Raw genomic sequence first — 16,253 nt, forward strand, 5'->3', positions numbered from 1 at the left:
GCTCAGCGCCAGCGGCGGACATGGGCATCGAGGGGCTGGAGCAGCAGGAGGTCGACCGCGAGCATGACCGCGCTGAAGACGAGGCTGTAGCCGATCAGGGCCGCCACGTCGAAGAGCTGGAAATAGTAGGAGATGGCGTAGCCGACGCCGTTCGGCCGCCCGAGCAGTTCCACCACCAGCACGATCTTCCAGGCCAGCGAGAGCCCCGAGCGGGCGGCCGCGACCGCGAAGGGTTCGAGCTGCGGCAGCAGCACGTGGCGGATCCAGGTGCGGCGGTCGAAGCGGAAGGCCTGCGCCATCTCCTGCAGGCCGGGATCGAGGCCCCGCGCCCCCTCGCGCATGATCACGGCGACGTTCGGCATCTTGTTGAGCGCCACCGCCAGGATCGCCGCCGTCTCGGTGAGGCCGAGCCAGATATAGGCGAGTACGGTGATCACCAGGGCCGGGGTGTTGAGGAGGACGATGAGGGGCGTGTCGAGCAGCCGGTCGGCGGCCCGGGAGCGCCCGAGCAGGATGCCGAGCACCGCCCCGGTCGTCATGGCGAGGAGGAAGGACGCCGCCACCCGCAGCAGCGTGATGCCGACGTTGCGCGGCAGGTCGCCGCCCTGCGCCTCGCGCCACACGAAGGCCGTCACCGCCTCCGGCGAGGGCAGCGTGCGCAGGTCGGTGAAGCGGCTCGCCAGGAACCACGCGATCAGGAGGAGCAGCGCCGAGGCGAGGCGCGTCGCGAGGGCCATGCCGCCTCACCCGGCCGCGGGGGGAGCGGCCGCCGCGCCCGGCCGGGGCGCCCGGCCGGGCTCAGCCATGCGGGGCGTCCCAGTAGAGGCCCTCGGGCAGGGTGGTGGCGCTGCCGACCAGGCGCTCGCCGCCGAGCCGCGCCAGCACCGCGTAGAGGCGCTCGGCATCGGCGCGCTCGGCGGCGACCGGGCGCCGCGGGATGCCGGCCAGGAAGTCGCGCCGCAGCGCCCCGAAGGTCGCCTCGTCCTCCGCCGCCATCAGCGGGCGGACGCTGGCCCAGGCGGAGTCGTCCGCGGCGAGGGCCTGCTTGGCCTCGCGCGAGGCCCGGGCGAAGGCGGCCAGCGCCGCGGGCTTGCGCCGGAGCAGCCCCTCGTCGAAGACGTAGCCGAGGAGCGCGATCGGCCCCTCGATCCCGAAGGCGCGGGCGATCTCGTCCGCGCCGATCAGCCGCCGGAAGCCCCTGGCCTCCAGCCGCGCGCAGAAGGTCCAGTAGAGGAGCGCGGCGTCGAGCTCGCCCGCTTCGAGCTTCTGCATCAGGAGCGGCGGCGCCCCGAAGGCGGGCCGGGCCGCCCGCTCCAGGTCGATCCCGTCCTTCTCCTGCGCGCGGGCCTTGAGGAGGAGCCAGTTCTTGTCGAGGGCGCCGCCCGCCACGCCGATCCGCTTGCCGGCGAGGTCCGCGACCGCGCGGATCGGGCTTCCGGCCGGCACCATCAGGGCGCCCTCGGTGGAGGAATAGGGCAGGAACTTCACCGGCTTGCCCTCGGCGCGCAGGCGCGCCGCCCAGAGCAGGTCCGACACGATCGTGTCGACCTGGTCGCCCTGGAAGGCGATGCGGGCGGCGTCGTTGCCGGCGAGTTTCAGGCTCTCGAGGGAGAAGCCCAGGGCGGCGTCGAGCCGGCGCTCCTTGATGACGGCCGCTTCCCAGGAGACGGTGCCGAAGGGCAAAACCCCGACCCGGAGCGCGCTCTCCTCCGCCGCGCCGAGCGGCAGCGGCCAGAGGGCGGCCGCCGCCAGGAACCCGCGCCGTGAGAGCATCCCGCTCCTCCCCTCTCCGTCCGGCCGGCCCGGCCGCCGCGTCGGCGCACTGGTAAGGATGCGGGCCGTCCCCGTCCACCGCGCGCGCTTGCGCCGGGGCGCGGCGCGGTTCACCTTTTCGCCATCGCCCCGCCGACCTTGGGACGGCGCCGGTCCCCCGGTCACCTGGACTTTCGTCAACCGGATGAGGAGACCCCCATGGCCGTGACCCGCGACACCGTGCTGGAGGCCGCCGCCGTCACCGAACGCCTCGCCCGCGACCTGCCCGCGTGGCGCTACGAGGACGGCTGGATCAAGCGGACCTACAAGACGCATTCCTGGAAGGGCACCCTGATGGTGATCAACACGGTCGGCCACCTCGCGGAGGCCGCCTGGCACCATCCGGACCTCACCGCCTCCTACGCCTGGGTCGAGGTGCGGCTCACCACCCACTCGGCGAAGGGCGTCACCGAGAAGGACCTCGCCCTGGCGCGCAAGATCGAGGAGGTGGTGGGCTGGCAGCCGGGCCTGGAGGGCGGCGCCCTCGAAGGCACCCCCGCCGACCCGCGCTTCGCCTACGTCAAGCACGAGCGCTGAGCCCCGCTCGCCGCCACGGCCGCCGGTTCGGCGGACGAGGCGGGATCGGGATCCGCGGCGCGATCCCGCTCCGCCGGCCGGGCGCGGGGCCTCAGCCCCCGGCGCGCAGGCGCCGGCACTGCGTCTTCAGGTAGGCGGTCTGGCCGATGCCCTCCCGCACGTCCGAGCGCGCGATGATCTCCTGCCAGCCGGTGGCGCAGCCCATCTCGTTGGCGACCCGGGTCTTGAAGACGTCGGTGGCGGTCGCCTCCTCGCAATCCTGCACCGCGACCGCGCTGGCGCAGATCAGCACGACTGCCAGGAAGCCGTTCATCGCGGGCGCTCCATCGATCCCTCCGAACAGGATGGGGCGCCGCGGGACGCCGCCAAGCCTCGCTCCGACCTTGGTCCGGGGTCGCCGCGCCGGCCTCAGCCCGGCCGCGCGACCTCCAGGCTGCGCAGCGTCGCCCCCTTCCAGAGGATCAGGACGCGGTCGTAGGTGGCGTAGGATTCGACCTTCTTGAAGGCGAGCGGGCGCAGCTCCGGCGCCCGCCCGCCCCGCGGGGGCGCGGCGTCCCTCAGGGTGAGGACGAGCGTCGCCGCGCCGCAATCGGCGGTGCAGACCTGGTCGAGATAGGGCGCGGCGCACCCGCCCTCGACTTCGACGAGGCCGGCGATCTTCAGGCAGGGAACCGCACCGTCGCCGCGCCGGCCCAATTCGGTGACGGACCAGTCGCGGGTGCGGGGAAATTCGGTGCTCATGGGGCGAAGGCCTGGACCATGCTCGGTCACCCGGCGGATGTGGTGAGCCCGCCGCCGCACCAAGGTGCGCGCGCGCACGCGCCATGAAGAGCTGCGCCGGGCGCGGCATATCATCCCACTTCCCTCGTCCGTATCGAGGATCGCGCCGCCCACCCGGCCCGATCGACAAGTCGTACGAAATCCGACGGATTGCGTCGCCATCTCCCATTTCGGCAATGCGGATTTCGGCTTCGCTCAAGCGCCGCGCGGGCTTGGCATACCCAATCCGCTCGATCCCTTCGGGATGGCGGATTGGGGCTTCGCTCAAGCGCCGCGCGGGCTTGGCATCCGCTGTCCGGACGATCACGTCCGGACAGCGCATCATGGTGCGCGGGAATGCCGGAAGCGGCCGGCGGGAAATCGATTAACCACCGCCCGGCTTTCCACGATGCGGGCGCCTGAGCCTTGCCGCCGACGCTTGTTCTTTACGGCTGGCCGGTATGTCTGCGGGGCGTGGCGGTCTCGGGAGGAGTCACCGGGTGGACATCGATTTCGGCGGCAATCCGGTGGTCGGACAGGTGCACCAGGTCGGCGGCGCGCAGGCCGGGATCCGGCTCGCGCCCGCCGCGCACCACGCCCAGGCGACCACGGTCGGCAACCTGATCGGCCTGCGCACGCCCGAAGCCCTGGTGATCGGCGTGATGACCTCGGCCGGCGGGGCCGGGCCCGCGGCGCAGGGCGTCGCGGCGCAGGGCAGCACGGCGCAGGGCATCACGGCGACCATCGACCTGCTCGGCGAGATCGGCCCGGGCGGGCGCGGCGCCCCGCGCTACCGCCGCGGCGTCACCGCCTATCCGGAGATCGGCGACCCGGTCGTGCTGCTGACCCCGCGGGATCTCGACGTCATCTTCAGCCTGCCGGGCGAGGAGGCGGTCAGCATCGGCGAGTTGCGGCAGAACAGGGGGATCCCTGCCAACGTCAAGGTCGACGACCTGCTCACCAAGCACTTCGCGGTCCTCGGCTCGACCGGGGTCGGCAAGTCGAGCGGCGTGTCGGTCCTGGTCGGCGCGATCATCGAGCGCAAGCCCGACCTGCGGATCCTGTTCATCGATCCGCACAACGAGTACGGATCCTGCTTCGGGCCGCACGCGGACGTGGTGCGGCCGAAGTCCCTCCGGCTGCCGTTCTGGCTGTTCAACTTCGAGGAATTCGTCGACGTCCTGTTCCGCGGGCGGCCGGGCGTCGAGGAGGAGGTCGGCATCCTGGCGGAGCTGATCCCCCTCGCCAAGGCGATGTACGCGGGCGGGCGGCATGGCGCGGACCGGTCGCTGCTGAAGCGGGCGGAGGCGCGCGGGGCGGGCTTCAGCGCCGACGCGCCGGTGCCCTACCGCCTCCCCGACCTGATTGCCCTGATCGAGGAGCGCCGCGGCAAGCTGGAGAACCGGGCGCTGGTGTTCAATTACACGCGGCTGCTCGGCCGCATCGAGGCGGTGCGGGCGGACCCGCGCTACGCCTTCATGTTCGAGAACGCGACCCTCGGCGGCGACCCGATGGTCGAGGTCATCAGCGACCTGTTCAAGTATCCGGGGAACGGCCGGACCGTGACGGTGCTGCAGCTGGCCGGCTTCCCGGCCGAGGTGGTCGATTCCCTCGTCTCCGTGGTCTGCCGGATGGCCTTCGAGATCGGGCTGTGGAGCGACGGCACCCTGCCGCTGCTGCTGGTCTGCGAGGAGGCGCACCGCTACGCGCCGGCCGACCGCAGCATGGGCTTCGGCCCGACCCGCAAGGCGCTGTCGCGGATCGCCAAGGAGGGGCGGAAATACGGGATCTACCTGGGGATCGTGACGCAGCGGGCGGCGGAGCTCGATTCGACCATCATCTCCCAGTGCAGCACCGTGTTCGCGATGCGGATGACCAACGACCGCGACCAGGCGATCCTGCGCGCCGCGGTCTCGGACGGCGCCTCCAGCCTCCTGGGCTTCGTCCCGTCGCTCGGCACCCGCGAGGCCCTCGCCTTCGGGGAGGGCACGCCGCTCCCGACCCGGATCCGCTTCTCCGAATTGCCGCCTCACCGGCTCCCGCGCAGCGAGGCGGCCGGTCCCGCCGCCTTCCGGGCCGCCGCGACGGATCGCGGCTACGTGGCCTCGATCGTCGAGCGCTGGCGCGGCCCCGGACCCGCTTTCGCCCTCGCGGATGACGGGCCCCTCGCGGCCTCGCCGATCACCTCCCCGCCCCAGGCCGCCCCGCAGGCGCCCACCCCCTACCCGCCGGTGCGGCTCGCGCAGGCGCAGCCGCGTTTCGGGCTGCGCTAGAGCGGCGCCCGATCACGGTGCGATCGGGCGCCGCCCTCGGTCGCGGATTTCGCCGCATCGTCCGCGACGCACCGGCATCCGCTTCGTCGGAGCAGGCTCCGGGCAGGATCGCGGCGCGCGATTCTGCTCGGCCTCTCGCTCTCGCGCCATTCTCGCCGCCGAAGCGGCCGGCGCTGCGGCGACCGATGCTCGGCGCCGCGGCGGCCGGCCGGGGCGCGCCTGCCCCTTTAGGCCAGGGCGCGGACCGGGCCGGCGCTGTTGGCTTGCCGTCTGGTTTCTGGTTCACTGTCGACCACCGTGCAACGGAGGCGGCCGAGCACCATCACATCTGAGCCCGCGCGACCACGTCCGAGTCCGCGGCGCCCGGGCGCCCCCGGATCCGGCGCGCCCGCGCCCCTGCGGACGCGCGGCCCTCGGATCACCGACATTCCCGCTTCCGCCACGCGGGCGTCGGCCGCCATGATCGCCGGCCGCGACCCCGCCACCCGGTTCCCGCTTCGCCTTCGCGACTGAAGACCAGCAAGTTCATCCCTGGGAGAGACGCATGCCGCGCAACATCCTGATCCTGGGCGCCTCCTACGGCTCCCTGCTCGCCACCAAGCTCCTGATGGCGGGCCACAACGTGACCCTGGTCTGCCGCCGGAACACCGCCGACCTGATCAACCGCGAGGGTACCGAGGTCCGCATCAAGCTGCGCGACGAGCCGAGCCACCGGGCGATCCGCTCGCGCGACCTGCCCGGGCGCCTGGACGCGCGGCTGCCCGAGGAGGTGGACGTGTCGGGCTACGACCTGGTCGGGCTCGCCATGCAGGAGCCGCAATACAACAACCACACGATCCGCGTCCTGATGATCAAGATCGCCGAGGCGAGGTTGCCCTGCCTCTCGATCATGAACATGCCGCCCCTGCCCTACCTCAAGCGGATCCCGGCGCTGGCGGACATGGACCTGGAACAGGCCTACACCAATGCCGGGGTGTGGGACCGGTTCGTGCCGGGCCTCGTGTCGCTCTGCTCGCCCGATCCGCAGGCCTACCGCCCGCCGGACGAGGGCGCGAACGTGCTCCACGTCGGGCTGCCGACCAATTTCAAGGCGGCGCCCTTCGAGGACGAGGCCCATACCGGGCTGCTCCGGGAGCTGGAGGCGGATATCGACGCCGTGCGGCTCGACGGCCAGGACGTCCCGGTGAAGCTCAAGGTGTTCGACTCGCTGTTCGTCCCGCTGGCGAAGTGGTCGATGCTGCTGACCGGCAATTACCGCTGCATCACGCCGACGGAGCCGCAATCGATCCGCGACGCCGTGCACGGCGACCTCGCCCGCTCGCGGATGATCTACGAGCACGTCGACGCCGTGGCCCGGCGGCTGGGCGCCGACCCGCAGGATCAGGTGCCGTTCGAGAAATACGCCAAGGCGGCGGAGAGCCTGCTCAACCCCTCCTCGGCCGCCCGGGCGGTGGCGAAGGGGGCGCCCTCCATCGAGCGGGTCGACCTCCTGGTCAAGCTGATCTCGCACCAGCTCGGCGCGCCGAACGAGGAGATCGACCGCACGGTCCAGACCGTCGACCGCAAGCTCGACGAGCGGGTCATCGTCGGCGGATCCGACGCCGGCTGAGTCCGGCAACCATCCGCCCCCCCTCATCCCTTGTTGGCGAAGGCCGATCGCAACGGCCGGCAAGGGAGACGCGCTCATGGCCACCCGCACCCTCCGCAGCCGCGAACCCGCCACGCAATCCCCGGTCGGGGAGGCGCGCCGCGAGGGCGCGCTCGCCCGCCTCGGCATCCGCTTCACCAACTGGGCCGAGCGCTGGTTCCCGGACGCCTTCATCTTCGTGGCCATCGCGGTCGTGAGCGTGGCGCTCGGGGCGATGGCGCACGGCGCCCCGGCGGAGGCCGTCGCCAGGAGCTTCGGCGACGGCTTCTGGAGCCTGATCCCCTTCACCATGCAGATGGCCCTCGTGACCATCGGCGGCTACGTCGTGGCCACCTCGCCCCCGGTGCAGGCCCTGATCGACCGCCTCGCCCGGCTGCCGCGGACCGGCCGCGGTGCGGTCGGCTTCGTGGCGGCCGCCACCATGCCGTCGTCCTGGCGGCGGATCTCGGCATCGACGTCTCGCCCGACGGCCAGGACCTCGCGCCCGCCCGCCAGCCGGGCGAGTGGCTGGAGCACTCGCCGATCCTCACCCTGCTCCTGGTGCTGCTGGCCGGCGGCCGGATCGTGCAGGAATTCGCCCGCCAATCCTGGATGGTGGCGATCTCGAACCTCGACACCTACAACCGGCTGCTCCTCACCCTGGGTCTGCTGCTGCACCGGCGGCCCAAGCGCTTCCTCGTCGCGGTGGCCCGCGCGGTTGCCGGCGACCGCCGGCATCCTGATCCAGCACCCGCTGTACGCGGCGATCAGCGCCATGCTGACCCTGCCCAAGAACCCCGCCGGGGCGAGCGCCTCGGACGCGATCACCCCCGCCTTCGTGAGCGTGAACACCACCGGCAGCTTTCCCCGCGCGATGGGCGTCGACTCGGCCGTGCTCGGCTTCTTCGTGCCCTCCGGCGGCAAGTGGCTGCTGGAGGCACCCAACGTGATGCAGGCCGCCAACGAGCTGAAGGTCCATCTGGGCGGGGCCGTGACGGTCTACAACGCGGCCGAGGCCTGCCGAATCTGATCAACCCGTTCTGGATGCTGCCCCTCGTCGGCATCCTGGGGCTCAAGGCGCGCGACATCGTCGGGTCCAGCTTCCTGCAGCTTCTGGTCCACCTGCCCGTCGTGCTGTTCCTGCTCTGGGCCTGGCCTTCACCCTGACCTATCATCCGCCCGTCATGCCCTGACCGCCCGCGACCTCGGCGCGGGCGGGGCCGCGCCGCCGAGGCGCGGCGCGCCCGACCCCGCGTCATCGTGCCTCGACCGAACGGCTTAAGCCAGCCGGCGGGGTTGCGGCTTTTGCTGCGTTGCAGCAAATGTGGTGCGCCGCACAAAAGCGGTGCGATCCAAACGCCGAGAGACGCCCATGACCGTTCAGAACCCCTTCGAAGTCCCCGCCGAGCTGCGCGACTTCGCCGAGAAGAGCGTCGAGCAGGCCCACAAGGCCGTGACCGCGTTCTTCGGCAACGCCCGCAAGATCAACGAGACCATGCAGTCCTCGCTGAAGGCGTACCCGCTTCCGGCCGGCGCCGCCTACACCCGCGGCCTCGCCTTCGCCGAGCAGAACGCCAACGCGGCCTTCGACGTCGCCCACAAGATCATCCGCGCCCGCGACCTCCAGGAAGCCGGCCAGATCCAGGCGGAGTACATCCGCGCCCAGTTCGACGCGCTCCAGGCCCAGGCCAAGGAGATCTACTCGGTCGCCAAGGCCGCGTAACGCGATCCGCAAGGCGAGCCCACGCCTCTTCGGACGCGCGGGCCAGCCTCCGACGTGAAGGAGCGGCGCCATGGCGGCGAGACGCGGTAGGCGTTCACCATCGGCCCAGAGGGGGAGTGCGATGAACGAGGCAGTGATATCCGGCGACCAGACCACCGAGGCGGGCGAGCAGCAGGCCGCGTGGTCGCCCTCCGGCGATCAGCAGGCCGCCCTCGACACCTTCGCCGCCGACGGGTCCGCGGGCTATGACGGCCAGGAGGCGCCCCAGGTCCTCGCGCCGGAGGCGGCGCCCTTCGCGGACGCGGCCTCCTTCCAGGAGGTGCCCTTCCAGGAGGCGTCCTTCCAGGACGCGGTGCCTTCCGAGACGGTCGCGCCCGCGAGCGATGCCGAGCCGGTCGCGGTCCAGGCCGACCAGGCCGGGCCCGAGATTCAGGGCGAGGTCGCCGCGCCGGTCGCGAGCGAGCCCGTCCGCTCCGACGCGGCCGCCCCCGATTCCGGCGGCGATCCCGCTCCGGCCGCCTCCGATCTCCTCGGCAAGCTGGCCGCGCAGAACGGCCTCTGGCTCTCCTACGTCGAGGCCGAACTGAAGGCGAAGCTGACCTATGGCCGCGTCCTGGCGAAGGCGCGGACCCCGGTCGACGTCGTCCTGGCCAGCAACGCCGAGGCCATCCGCGCCCTGACGGCGGCGAGCAGGCTGTTCGGCGCCCTCGTGACCGGCGGCCTGCGAGCCGCCTGATCCGGGATCCGGTTGATCCCAAGCGGATCCCGGATCACGCGCCCGCGCGGCGCGTGAGCGAAGCCCCCATCCGCCATCCCGAAGGGATCAGGCGGACGTGGTGACAGACCCGCGCCGCTCCGATCCCCCGATCCGCTCCGAGGACCTGCCGTGATCAAGTCCTGCCTCGACGCCGCCCTGCTCCTCGTGGAGGCCCAGAGCGTCGTCGAGCTGCGGCTGATGAGGCTGGTCCTGGGCGGCCTCGACGGCTGCCTCGAAGCGCAGCTGATGGTGAGCGAGAAGGTGAACGCGGCGCTCGAAGCCGCCGGCACGCTGATGGCGGGCGGCAGCTGCGGCGACGTCATCGTGCGATACCGCGAGCAGGTCGCCGACAACCGGCGCCGGCTCGCGGCGTGAGCCGCCCGCCTCAGGCGAGGCGGTCGGGCGCGGCCCGCGCATCCTCCGCACCGGGCTTCATCGTCTCGGCCTGGCTCCCGCCGTCCCGCTCGGCCCCGCTCCCGATCGGAGTGGTGCCGTCCATCCGCCGGTCGGTGCCGTCCCCGACCCGGGCCGTGTTGCTGACGAGGCCGTGCTCGAGATCCGCGCCCTGGACGGAGGTGAGCCGCTCCCGCTGCTCGTGGGCGCCGGCCGCCGTCGCCTGGGAGGGCACGGTCGCGGCGTGACCCCCCGCCGCCGGGCGGGCCTGCGCGGCCCGCTGCGCCCCGGACCCGAGGGCGGCCCAGGCGTGATCCGGCACGCGCGGGCCGAGGACGAACAGCGCCAGGAGCGGCAGCCCGCAGGCGATCACCAGGAAGAGGAGGAAACCGAATCCCATCGCGTGGGCCTCCCGAGCGGGCCGTTGAAGATGGCGGTTAACGAATCGTCGCCGCCGGTCGTTCCGCGCCGCCGTCGCGGCGCGCCGGACGGCCCGGCCAGGGGGACTCGGCGAGAGGGGGACTCGGCCAGAGGGGGACTCGGCTCAGGCCCCCAGGATTTTCCAGGTGCCCTGCGCGACCGCGCAGACCCGGTCCTCCACGCTCAGGCTCCCGTGCATGAACATGATCGCGCGGGTGGCCCGCACGACGCGGCACTCGGCCACCAGGAACTCGCCCGCTCGGACGGGAGCGAGGAACTGCACGTCGAGATTGATCGTGGCCTGCTTGCGGCCGCCCTGGGCCTGCGCGGAGGTGCGGCCGAGGGCCATGTCGAGGAGCGTCGCCATCACGCCGCCGTGCACGACCCCGTTGCGGTTGCGGTGCTTCTCCGCGGTGAGCAGGCCGTAGAGGAGGCCCGTCCCGCCGGGCCGCTGCCAGATCGGCCCGATCAGGTCCATGAACTCGGACAGGTCGACTCGCTCCCAGCCGGCCGCGGCCGGATCGAACGGGGCTGCCACCGCGTCTCCTCCCTGAACGTCCCGGCCCCTTGTCTCATCGCCCGGACCGGCCCGCCAGGGCCCGGGGATGCGGGCGCGCCGATCACGACCGCGTGTGCGCCGGCGGCGGGCGGGCGACGCGCCGCGCGAGGGGGCCGGCAACGCGCCGCCGCCGCCCCGTCGCGCCCCCGGGCCGCCAAGCAAGCGCCGGCCTCGGCGCCGGGAACCGGCCGCATCCGCGCGAAGAAGCGGCCGGCCGGGCAGGATGAGGGCAGCTCACGGCGCGCACAGGACTCGGCTCGATGGTTGGGCGCGGCCGCGCCGGCCGCCCGGAACCGCGCTCCACCGGCCGCACACGGTGACGGTCGCCCATTCACGGCCGGATCGGACCGCCGGGGGCGCCGCTCCGCCGGATCCACTCCCCCGCTTCATTGCGGCGGCCCGTCGCAATCCTGGCGGAACTGGCCGAATCTCGCGCTCGTCTGCCGACCGCTCGCGCTCATCCGGCGCGCGGCGGGGCACTCTGCTTGCCAGAACTCCGCCTCTGCTCTCCTGTATCCCGTCTGTCTTTAAGGTACGCTCGCCCGTTGGTTGATCGGCAAGCTCGACAATAACACAGATTTCATTGCCGGCCATGCCTCCTTTCGACCTTGCGACGGTGCCACGATTGGCCTTTTATGGCGCCGCCGGACTGTTCTGACGGGAAGGGGGACCGCCCAGATGGCAATAGATCAGGTTCAGGGTGCGCCGCCCTCCTCCGGGCCGCTCGAGCGCGACGCCCGCCTGGTGTCCAGCGACCACAAGGTCTCGCCGAACGAGATCGCGATCGGCGTCATCATCGGCCGGGCCGCCGAGTATTTCGATTTCTTCGTGTTCGCGATCGCCTCGGTGGTGGTCTTCCCCAAGGTCTTCTTCCCCTTCGCGGAGCCGCTGACGGCGACGCTCTACGCCTTCGCGATGTTCTCGCTGGCCTTCATCGCGCGACCGATCGGCTCGGTGATCTTCACCGCCATCGACCGGCGCCACGGCCGCGGCGTCAAGCTGACGGCCGCGCTGTTCCTGCTCGGCTTCTCCACGATGGCGATCTCGTTCCTGCCGAGCTACGAGCAGATCGGCCCCTGGTCCCTCTACCTCCTCGGGATCCTGCGGTTCGGGCAGGGCCTCGCCCTCGGCGGCGCCTGGGACGGGCTCGCCTCGCTCCTCGCCCTCAACGCCCCGATCGAGCGCCGCGGCTTCTACGCGGCGCTGCCCCAGCTCGGCGCGCCGATCGGCTTCATCGTGGCGAGCGTGCTGTTCGCCTTCTTCCTGCTCAACCTCTCGGAGGGCGACTTCATCGACTGGGGCTGGCGCTACCCGTTCTTCTGCGCCTTCGCCATCAACGTGGTGGCGCTGTTCTCGCGGCTGCGGCTGGTGGCGACCGAGGAATTCGCGAACCTGTTGGAGCGGCGCAGGCTCGAACCCTCGCCGATCCTCCCGCTGATCCGCAGCCACGCGCGCGAATTGCTCATCGGCGCGCTGATCCCGCTCGCGAGCTTCGCGCTGTTCCACCTCGTCACGGTCTTTCCGATCAGCTGGATCACGCTGTTCACCCAGCGCTCGGCGGGCGAGTTCCTGATGGTGCAGTGCTCGGGCGCCTTCATCTGCGCCGGCGCGGTGCTGGCCTCGGGCCTGATCGCCGACCAGATCGGCCGGCGCAGGCTCCTGATCCTCTCGGCCGGCCTGATCGCGATCTTCGCCATCGGCAGCACCATCGCGCCCCTGCTCGTCGAGGAGAACGCGATCGGCCAGACCATCTACGTGAATGCCGGCTTCGCCCTGCTCGGCCTGTCCTACGGGCAATCCTCCGGCGCCGTGACCGCGCGGCTGGAGCAGCGCTACCGCTACACGGGCGCGGCGCTCACCAACGACCTCGCCTGGCTGCTCGGGGCCGGCTTCGCGCCGCTGATCGTCCTGTTCCTGTCGGCGCGCTACGGGCTCGCCTGCGTCGGCCTCTACCTCCTGTCGGGGGCGGTCACCACCCTGCTGGTGCTCACCCTCTCCCGGTCGGAGATCCGGCAGGTCTGAGCCGCGGATGCCGACAGCCCCCACCCATCCGGTGCCGGTTCGCCGCCTCGGGCGGCGACGGAGAATGGAGTGACCGCCCTCGCCATGCCGTCCGTCCCCGCTCCCGCCGCCCCCTCCCCCGCCGCCCGCGCGGCCCCGCCCGCCGGGCTGGGCGCGGCCCTGCGCGCGGGGCTGCGCGCGGGCGCGCTCCTCGCCGTCGCGGGATCGCTCGCGGGCTGCAACCTCGTCGTCATGAATCCGTCCGGCGACGTGGCGATCCAGCAGCGCAACCTCATCCTGGCCTCCACCGCGCTGATGCTGCTCGTCATCGTGCCGGTGATCGCGCTCACCTTCGTGTTCGCGTGGCGCTACCGCGCCTCGAACCACGACGCGCCCTACGATCCGGACTGGCACCACTCGACCCAGCTCGAAGTGGTGATCTGGACCGTGCCGCTCCTGATCATCATCGCGCTCGGCGCCATGACCTGGGTGAGCACGCACACCCTGGATCCCTACCGGCCGCTGGCCCGGATCGGGCCCAACAAGCCCGTCCCGCCCGGCACCGACCACCTCAACGTCCAGGTCATCGCCCTCGACTGGAAGTGGCTGTTCCTCTACCCGGACCTCGGCATCGCCACGGTCAACGAGATGGCGGCGCCCGCGAACGTGCCGATCGCCTTCAAGATCACCTCCTCGTCGGTCTGGAACACCTTCTACGTCCCGGCGCTGGCCGGGATGATCTACGCCATGCCGGGCATGCAGACGAACCTGCACGCGGTGATGAACCACGAGGGCGACTTCCGCGGCCAGTCGGCGCATTACAGCGGGTCCGGGTTCTCGCGGATGAACTTCGACTTCCGCAGCCTGAGCCAGCAGGGCTTCGACGCCTGGGTGGCGAAGGTGAAGGCGTCCGGGACGGCGCTCGACCGCGCCGCCTACCTGGCGCTGGAGAAGCCGAGCGAGGCGGATCCGGTCCGCTATTACGGCCGCGTCGAGAGCGGCCTCTACGACGCGATCCTGGGGCTCTGCGTCGAGCCCGGCCGGATGTGCGTCGCCGAGATGCACCACATCGACAAGGCGGGCGGCGCCGGCCGCGACAGCGAGGCGAACCGCGACAGGCTCGACTACGACAACCGCCGGCTCGAGAGCGGCCACGAGCCGCCCGGGGCCACGGCGCCCGCCTCCGGGCGCCCGCCGCTCGGCTCCGTCCAGCCCGAGGGCATGAAGCCCCGCGACCAGGAGCTCAGCCGCGGCGGCATCAACCCACCCCGGGGCGAGCCCGGACCGGGCGGCGGCGTCGCCCCGCCCGGCAGCGGGGAGCCGGCACCGGCCCAGCTGAACGACCGGCCCGCCCAACCCCACCAGCACTGATTCCGACGAGCGTCCGCATGGTCTCGAACCTCGATCTCCAGCAGCTGATCTTCGGGCGCCTGACGCTCGACGCGATCCCGTACCACGAGCCGATCCTGGTCGGGACCTTCCTGGCGGTGGCGGCCGGCGGCGTGCTGCTGCTCGGCGCCATCACCTGGCTCGGCCAGTGGGGCTACCTCTGGCGGGAATGGTTCACCAGCGTCGATCACAAGAAGATCGGCATCATGTACGTCGTGCTCGCCATCGTCATGCTGCTGCGCGGCTTCGCGGACGCGCTGATGATGGTCACCCAGAAGGCGCTCTCGGTCGGCGCCTCCGAGGGCTACCTGCCGCCGCACCATTACGACCAGGTCTTCACCGCCCACGGCATGATCATGATCTTCTTCATGGCGATGCCGTTCGTCACCGGCATCATGAACTACGTGATGCCGCTGCAGATCGGGGCGCGCGACGTCGCCTTCCCGTTCCTCAACAATTTCAGCTTCTGGATGACGGCCGGCGGCGCCGCGCTCACGATGCTGTCCCTGTTCGTCGGCGAGTTCGCCCGCACCGGGTGGCTCGCCTACCCGCCGCTCTCCGGCGCCGCCTACTCGCCCGGGGTCGGGGTCGACTACTACATCTGGGGCCTGCAGGTCGCGGGCGTCGGCACCACCCTGTCGGGGATCAACCTCATCGTCACGATCGTGAAGATGCGGGCGCCCGGCATGAGCATGATGAAGATGCCGGTCTTCTGCTGGACGACGCTCGCCAGCAACGCCATCATCGTCACGATCTTCCCGGTCCTGACCGCGACCCTGGCCCTGCTCGCCCTCGATCGTTACGTGGGAACGCACTTCTTCACGAACGATTTCGGCGGCAACTCGATGCTCTACATGAACCTGATCTGGATCTGGGGGCATCCGGAGGTGTACGTGCTGGTCCTGCCGGCCTTCGGGATCTTCTCGGAGGTGGTCTCGACCTTCTGCGGCAAGCGGCTGTTCGGCTACACCTCGATGGTCTACGCCACGATGGTGATCGCGCTGGTGTCCTGGCTGGTCTGGCTGCACCACTTCTTCACCATGGGGTCGGGCGCCAACGTCAATGCCTTCTTCGGCATCACCACCATGATCATCTCGATCCCGACCGGCGCGAAGGTGTTCAACTGGCTGTTCACCATGTATCGCGGGCGGATCCGGTTCGAGACGCCGATGATCTGGGTGATCGGCTTCATCCCGACCTTCGTGCTCGGCGGGCTGACCGGCGTGCTCCTGGCGGTGCCGCCGGCGGACTTCGTGCTGCACAACAGCCTGTTCCTGGTCGCCCACTTCCACAACGTGATCATCGGGGGCGTGGTGTTCGGGCTGCTCGCCGGGGTGAACTACTGGCATCCCAAGGCCTTCGGCTACAAGCTCGATCCGTTCTGGGGCAAGGTCTCGTTCTGGTGCTGGCTCATCGGCTTCTGGACGGTCTTCGCGCCGATCTACGCGCTCGGCCTGATGGGCGTGACGCGCCGCACCCAGCACTTCGAGGACCCGGCCGTGCAGCCCTACCTGACCGTGGCGGCGGTCGGGGTCTTCATCATCCTGGCCGGGATCCTGGCCTTCGTGGTCCAGATCGTGGTCAGCTACCTCCGGCGCGAGCAGCTGCGCGACCTCACCGGCGATCCCTGGGGCGGGCGGACGCTCGAATGGTCGACCACCTCGCCGCCGCCGCCCTACAACTTCGCCTTCACGCCCATCATCCACGACCACGACGCCTGGTGGGACATGAAGCGGCGCGGCCACGACCGGCCCATGCAGGGCTTCCGGCCCATCCACATGCCCAGGAACACGGCGGCCGGCGTGGTCCTGGCCGGCCTGAGCACGGTGCTGGGCTTCGCGCTGATCTGGTACATCTGGTGGCTGGCGGCCTTGTCGTTCGTGGCGCTGATCGCCACCGCGATCCGGCACACGTTCGACCGCGACCGGGACTTCTACATCCCGGCCGAGGACGTCGTCCGGCTCGAGAGCAGCCGGCCGGCGCAGCTGGCCGAGGGGGCGTGA

General features: G+C 71.5%; 15 protein-coding genes and 1 pseudogene. 10 read left to right on the top strand and 6 right to left on the bottom strand.

Going from position 1 to position 16,253, the window contains the following annotated elements; all coding sequences use genetic code 11:
- Positions 1–2: 2 nt before the first annotated feature.
- Both MET2598_RS0133920 and MET2598_RS0133925 read right to left on the bottom strand, forming a co-directional pair.
- Positions 3–737 (bottom strand): ABC transporter permease, encoded by a 735-nt coding sequence (locus MET2598_RS0133920; RefSeq protein ID WP_012335415.1) that lies wholly within the window; start codon positions 735–737, stop codon positions 3–5.
- 61 nt (positions 738–798) lie between these two features.
- Complete coding sequence (locus MET2598_RS0133925; RefSeq protein WP_012335414.1) at positions 799–1,773, bottom strand: ABC transporter substrate-binding protein; 975 nt, start codon at positions 1,771–1,773, stop codon at positions 799–801.
- Between the two features lie 198 nt (positions 1,774–1,971).
- On the opposite strand from MET2598_RS0133925, the gene MET2598_RS0133930 reads away from it, so the two are divergent.
- Entirely contained in the window at positions 1,972–2,349 is a 378-nt protein-coding gene (locus MET2598_RS0133930; RefSeq protein WP_012335413.1) for a 4a-hydroxytetrahydrobiopterin dehydratase, read from the top strand.
- 91 nt (positions 2,350–2,440) lie between these two features.
- Here MET2598_RS0133930 and MET2598_RS0133935 read toward each other — a convergent pair whose 3' ends face one another.
- Together MET2598_RS0133935 and MET2598_RS0133940 are read right to left on the bottom strand one after the other, a co-directional pair.
- The gene (locus MET2598_RS0133935) at positions 2,441–2,662 is read right to left on the bottom strand and encodes a hypothetical protein (protein WP_018263844.1); all 222 of its coding nucleotides are present in this window, start codon (positions 2,660–2,662) and stop codon (positions 2,441–2,443) included.
- Between the two features lie 95 nt (positions 2,663–2,757).
- Positions 2,758–3,090 carry a hypothetical protein gene (locus MET2598_RS0133940; RefSeq protein WP_012335411.1) on the bottom strand — a complete coding sequence of 111 codons (333 nt, stop codon included), beginning with the start codon at positions 3,088–3,090 and terminating at the stop codon, positions 2,758–2,760.
- 518 nt (positions 3,091–3,608) lie between these two features.
- On the opposite strand from MET2598_RS0133940, the gene MET2598_RS0133945 reads away from it, so the two are divergent.
- The 6 genes and pseudogenes from MET2598_RS0133945 (at position 3,609) to MET2598_RS0133975 (ending at position 9,863) form a co-directional block, all read left to right on the top strand.
- Positions 3,609–5,381 (top strand): ATP-binding protein, encoded by a 1,773-nt coding sequence (locus MET2598_RS0133945; protein ID WP_012335410.1) that lies wholly within the window; start codon positions 3,609–3,611, stop codon positions 5,379–5,381.
- A 544-nt stretch (positions 5,382–5,925) separates the two neighbouring features.
- Complete coding sequence (locus tag MET2598_RS0133950; RefSeq protein ID WP_012335409.1) at positions 5,926–6,990, top strand: ketopantoate reductase family protein; 1,065 nt, start codon at positions 5,926–5,928, stop codon at positions 6,988–6,990.
- Positions 6,991–7,066: 76 nt separating this feature from the next.
- A pseudogene (locus MET2598_RS0133955) lies at positions 7,067–8,201 on the top strand (TIGR00366 family protein).
- Positions 8,202–8,380: 179 nt separating this feature from the next.
- Positions 8,381–8,731: a phasin gene (locus MET2598_RS0133965; RefSeq protein WP_012335408.1), complete on the top strand. Its 351-nt coding sequence runs from the start codon at positions 8,381–8,383 to the stop codon at positions 8,729–8,731.
- A 121-nt stretch (positions 8,732–8,852) separates the two neighbouring features.
- Positions 8,853–9,467 (top strand): hypothetical protein, encoded by a 615-nt coding sequence (locus tag MET2598_RS0133970; protein WP_026191082.1) that lies wholly within the window; start codon positions 8,853–8,855, stop codon positions 9,465–9,467.
- Positions 9,468–9,617: 150 nt separating this feature from the next.
- On the top strand, positions 9,618–9,863 hold the full coding sequence (locus tag MET2598_RS0133975; protein WP_012335406.1) for a hypothetical protein: 246 nt from the start codon (positions 9,618–9,620) through the stop codon (positions 9,861–9,863).
- Positions 9,864–9,873: 10 nt separating this feature from the next.
- Here MET2598_RS0133975 and MET2598_RS0133980 read toward each other — a convergent pair whose 3' ends face one another.
- Both MET2598_RS0133980 and MET2598_RS0133985 read right to left on the bottom strand, forming a co-directional pair.
- Positions 9,874–10,281, bottom strand: coding sequence for a hypothetical protein (locus MET2598_RS0133980; protein WP_012335405.1), 408 nt, complete (start codon positions 10,279–10,281; stop codon positions 9,874–9,876).
- Positions 10,282–10,425: 144 nt separating this feature from the next.
- Complete coding sequence (locus tag MET2598_RS0133985) at positions 10,426–10,839, bottom strand: PaaI family thioesterase (protein ID WP_018263846.1); 414 nt, start codon at positions 10,837–10,839, stop codon at positions 10,426–10,428.
- A gap of 699 nt (positions 10,840–11,538) precedes the next feature.
- Here MET2598_RS0133985 and MET2598_RS0133990 point away from each other — a divergent pair.
- The 3 genes from MET2598_RS0133990 to cyoB all read left to right on the top strand — a co-directional run bounded on the left by MET2598_RS0133990 (position 11,539) and on the right by cyoB (position 16,253).
- Positions 11,539–12,882, top strand: a complete 1,344-nt coding sequence (locus tag MET2598_RS0133990) for an MFS transporter (RefSeq protein ID WP_012335403.1) — start codon at positions 11,539–11,541, stop codon at positions 12,880–12,882.
- Positions 12,883–12,951: 69 nt separating this feature from the next.
- Positions 12,952–14,232 (top strand): ubiquinol oxidase subunit II, encoded by a 1,281-nt coding sequence (gene cyoA, locus MET2598_RS0133995; protein ID WP_018263847.1) that lies wholly within the window; start codon positions 12,952–12,954, stop codon positions 14,230–14,232.
- A gap of 17 nt (positions 14,233–14,249) precedes the next feature.
- A complete protein-coding gene (cyoB, locus tag MET2598_RS0134000) occupies positions 14,250–16,253 on the top strand; it encodes a cytochrome o ubiquinol oxidase subunit I (RefSeq protein ID WP_018263848.1) in 2,004 nt (667 codons plus the stop codon).

Source organism: Methylobacterium sp. WSM2598 (assembly GCF_000379105.1).
In the GTDB taxonomy this organism is placed as follows: Bacteria; Pseudomonadota; Alphaproteobacteria; order Rhizobiales; family Beijerinckiaceae; genus Methylobacterium.

Coding starts and splice junctions, on each gene's coding strand:
- MET2598_RS0133950 (WP_012335409.1), top strand. CDS start 5,926: ATGCCGCGCAACATCCTGATCCTGGGCGCCTCCTACGGCTCCCTGCTC.
- MET2598_RS0133980 (WP_012335405.1), bottom strand. CDS start 10,281: ATGGGATTCGGTTTCCTCCTCTTCCTGGTGATCGCCTGCGGGCTGCCG.
- MET2598_RS0133940 (WP_012335411.1), bottom strand. CDS start 3,090: ATGAGCACCGAATTTCCCCGCACCCGCGACTGGTCCGTCACCGAATTG.
- MET2598_RS0133965 (WP_012335408.1), top strand. CDS start 8,381: ATGACCGTTCAGAACCCCTTCGAAGTCCCCGCCGAGCTGCGCGACTTC.
- MET2598_RS0133970 (WP_026191082.1), top strand. CDS start 8,853: ATGAACGAGGCAGTGATATCCGGCGACCAGACCACCGAGGCGGGCGAG.
- cyoB (WP_018263848.1), top strand. CDS start 14,250: ATGGTCTCGAACCTCGATCTCCAGCAGCTGATCTTCGGGCGCCTGACG.
- MET2598_RS0133935 (WP_018263844.1), bottom strand. CDS start 2,662: ATGAACGGCTTCCTGGCAGTCGTGCTGATCTGCGCCAGCGCGGTCGCG.
- MET2598_RS0133920 (WP_012335415.1), bottom strand. CDS start 737: ATGGCCCTCGCGACGCGCCTCGCCTCGGCGCTGCTCCTCCTGATCGCG.
- MET2598_RS0133930 (WP_012335413.1), top strand. CDS start 1,972: ATGGCCGTGACCCGCGACACCGTGCTGGAGGCCGCCGCCGTCACCGAA.
- MET2598_RS0133990 (WP_012335403.1), top strand. CDS start 11,539: ATGGCAATAGATCAGGTTCAGGGTGCGCCGCCCTCCTCCGGGCCGCTC.
- MET2598_RS0133925 (WP_012335414.1), bottom strand. CDS start 1,773: ATGCTCTCACGGCGCGGGTTCCTGGCGGCGGCCGCCCTCTGGCCGCTG.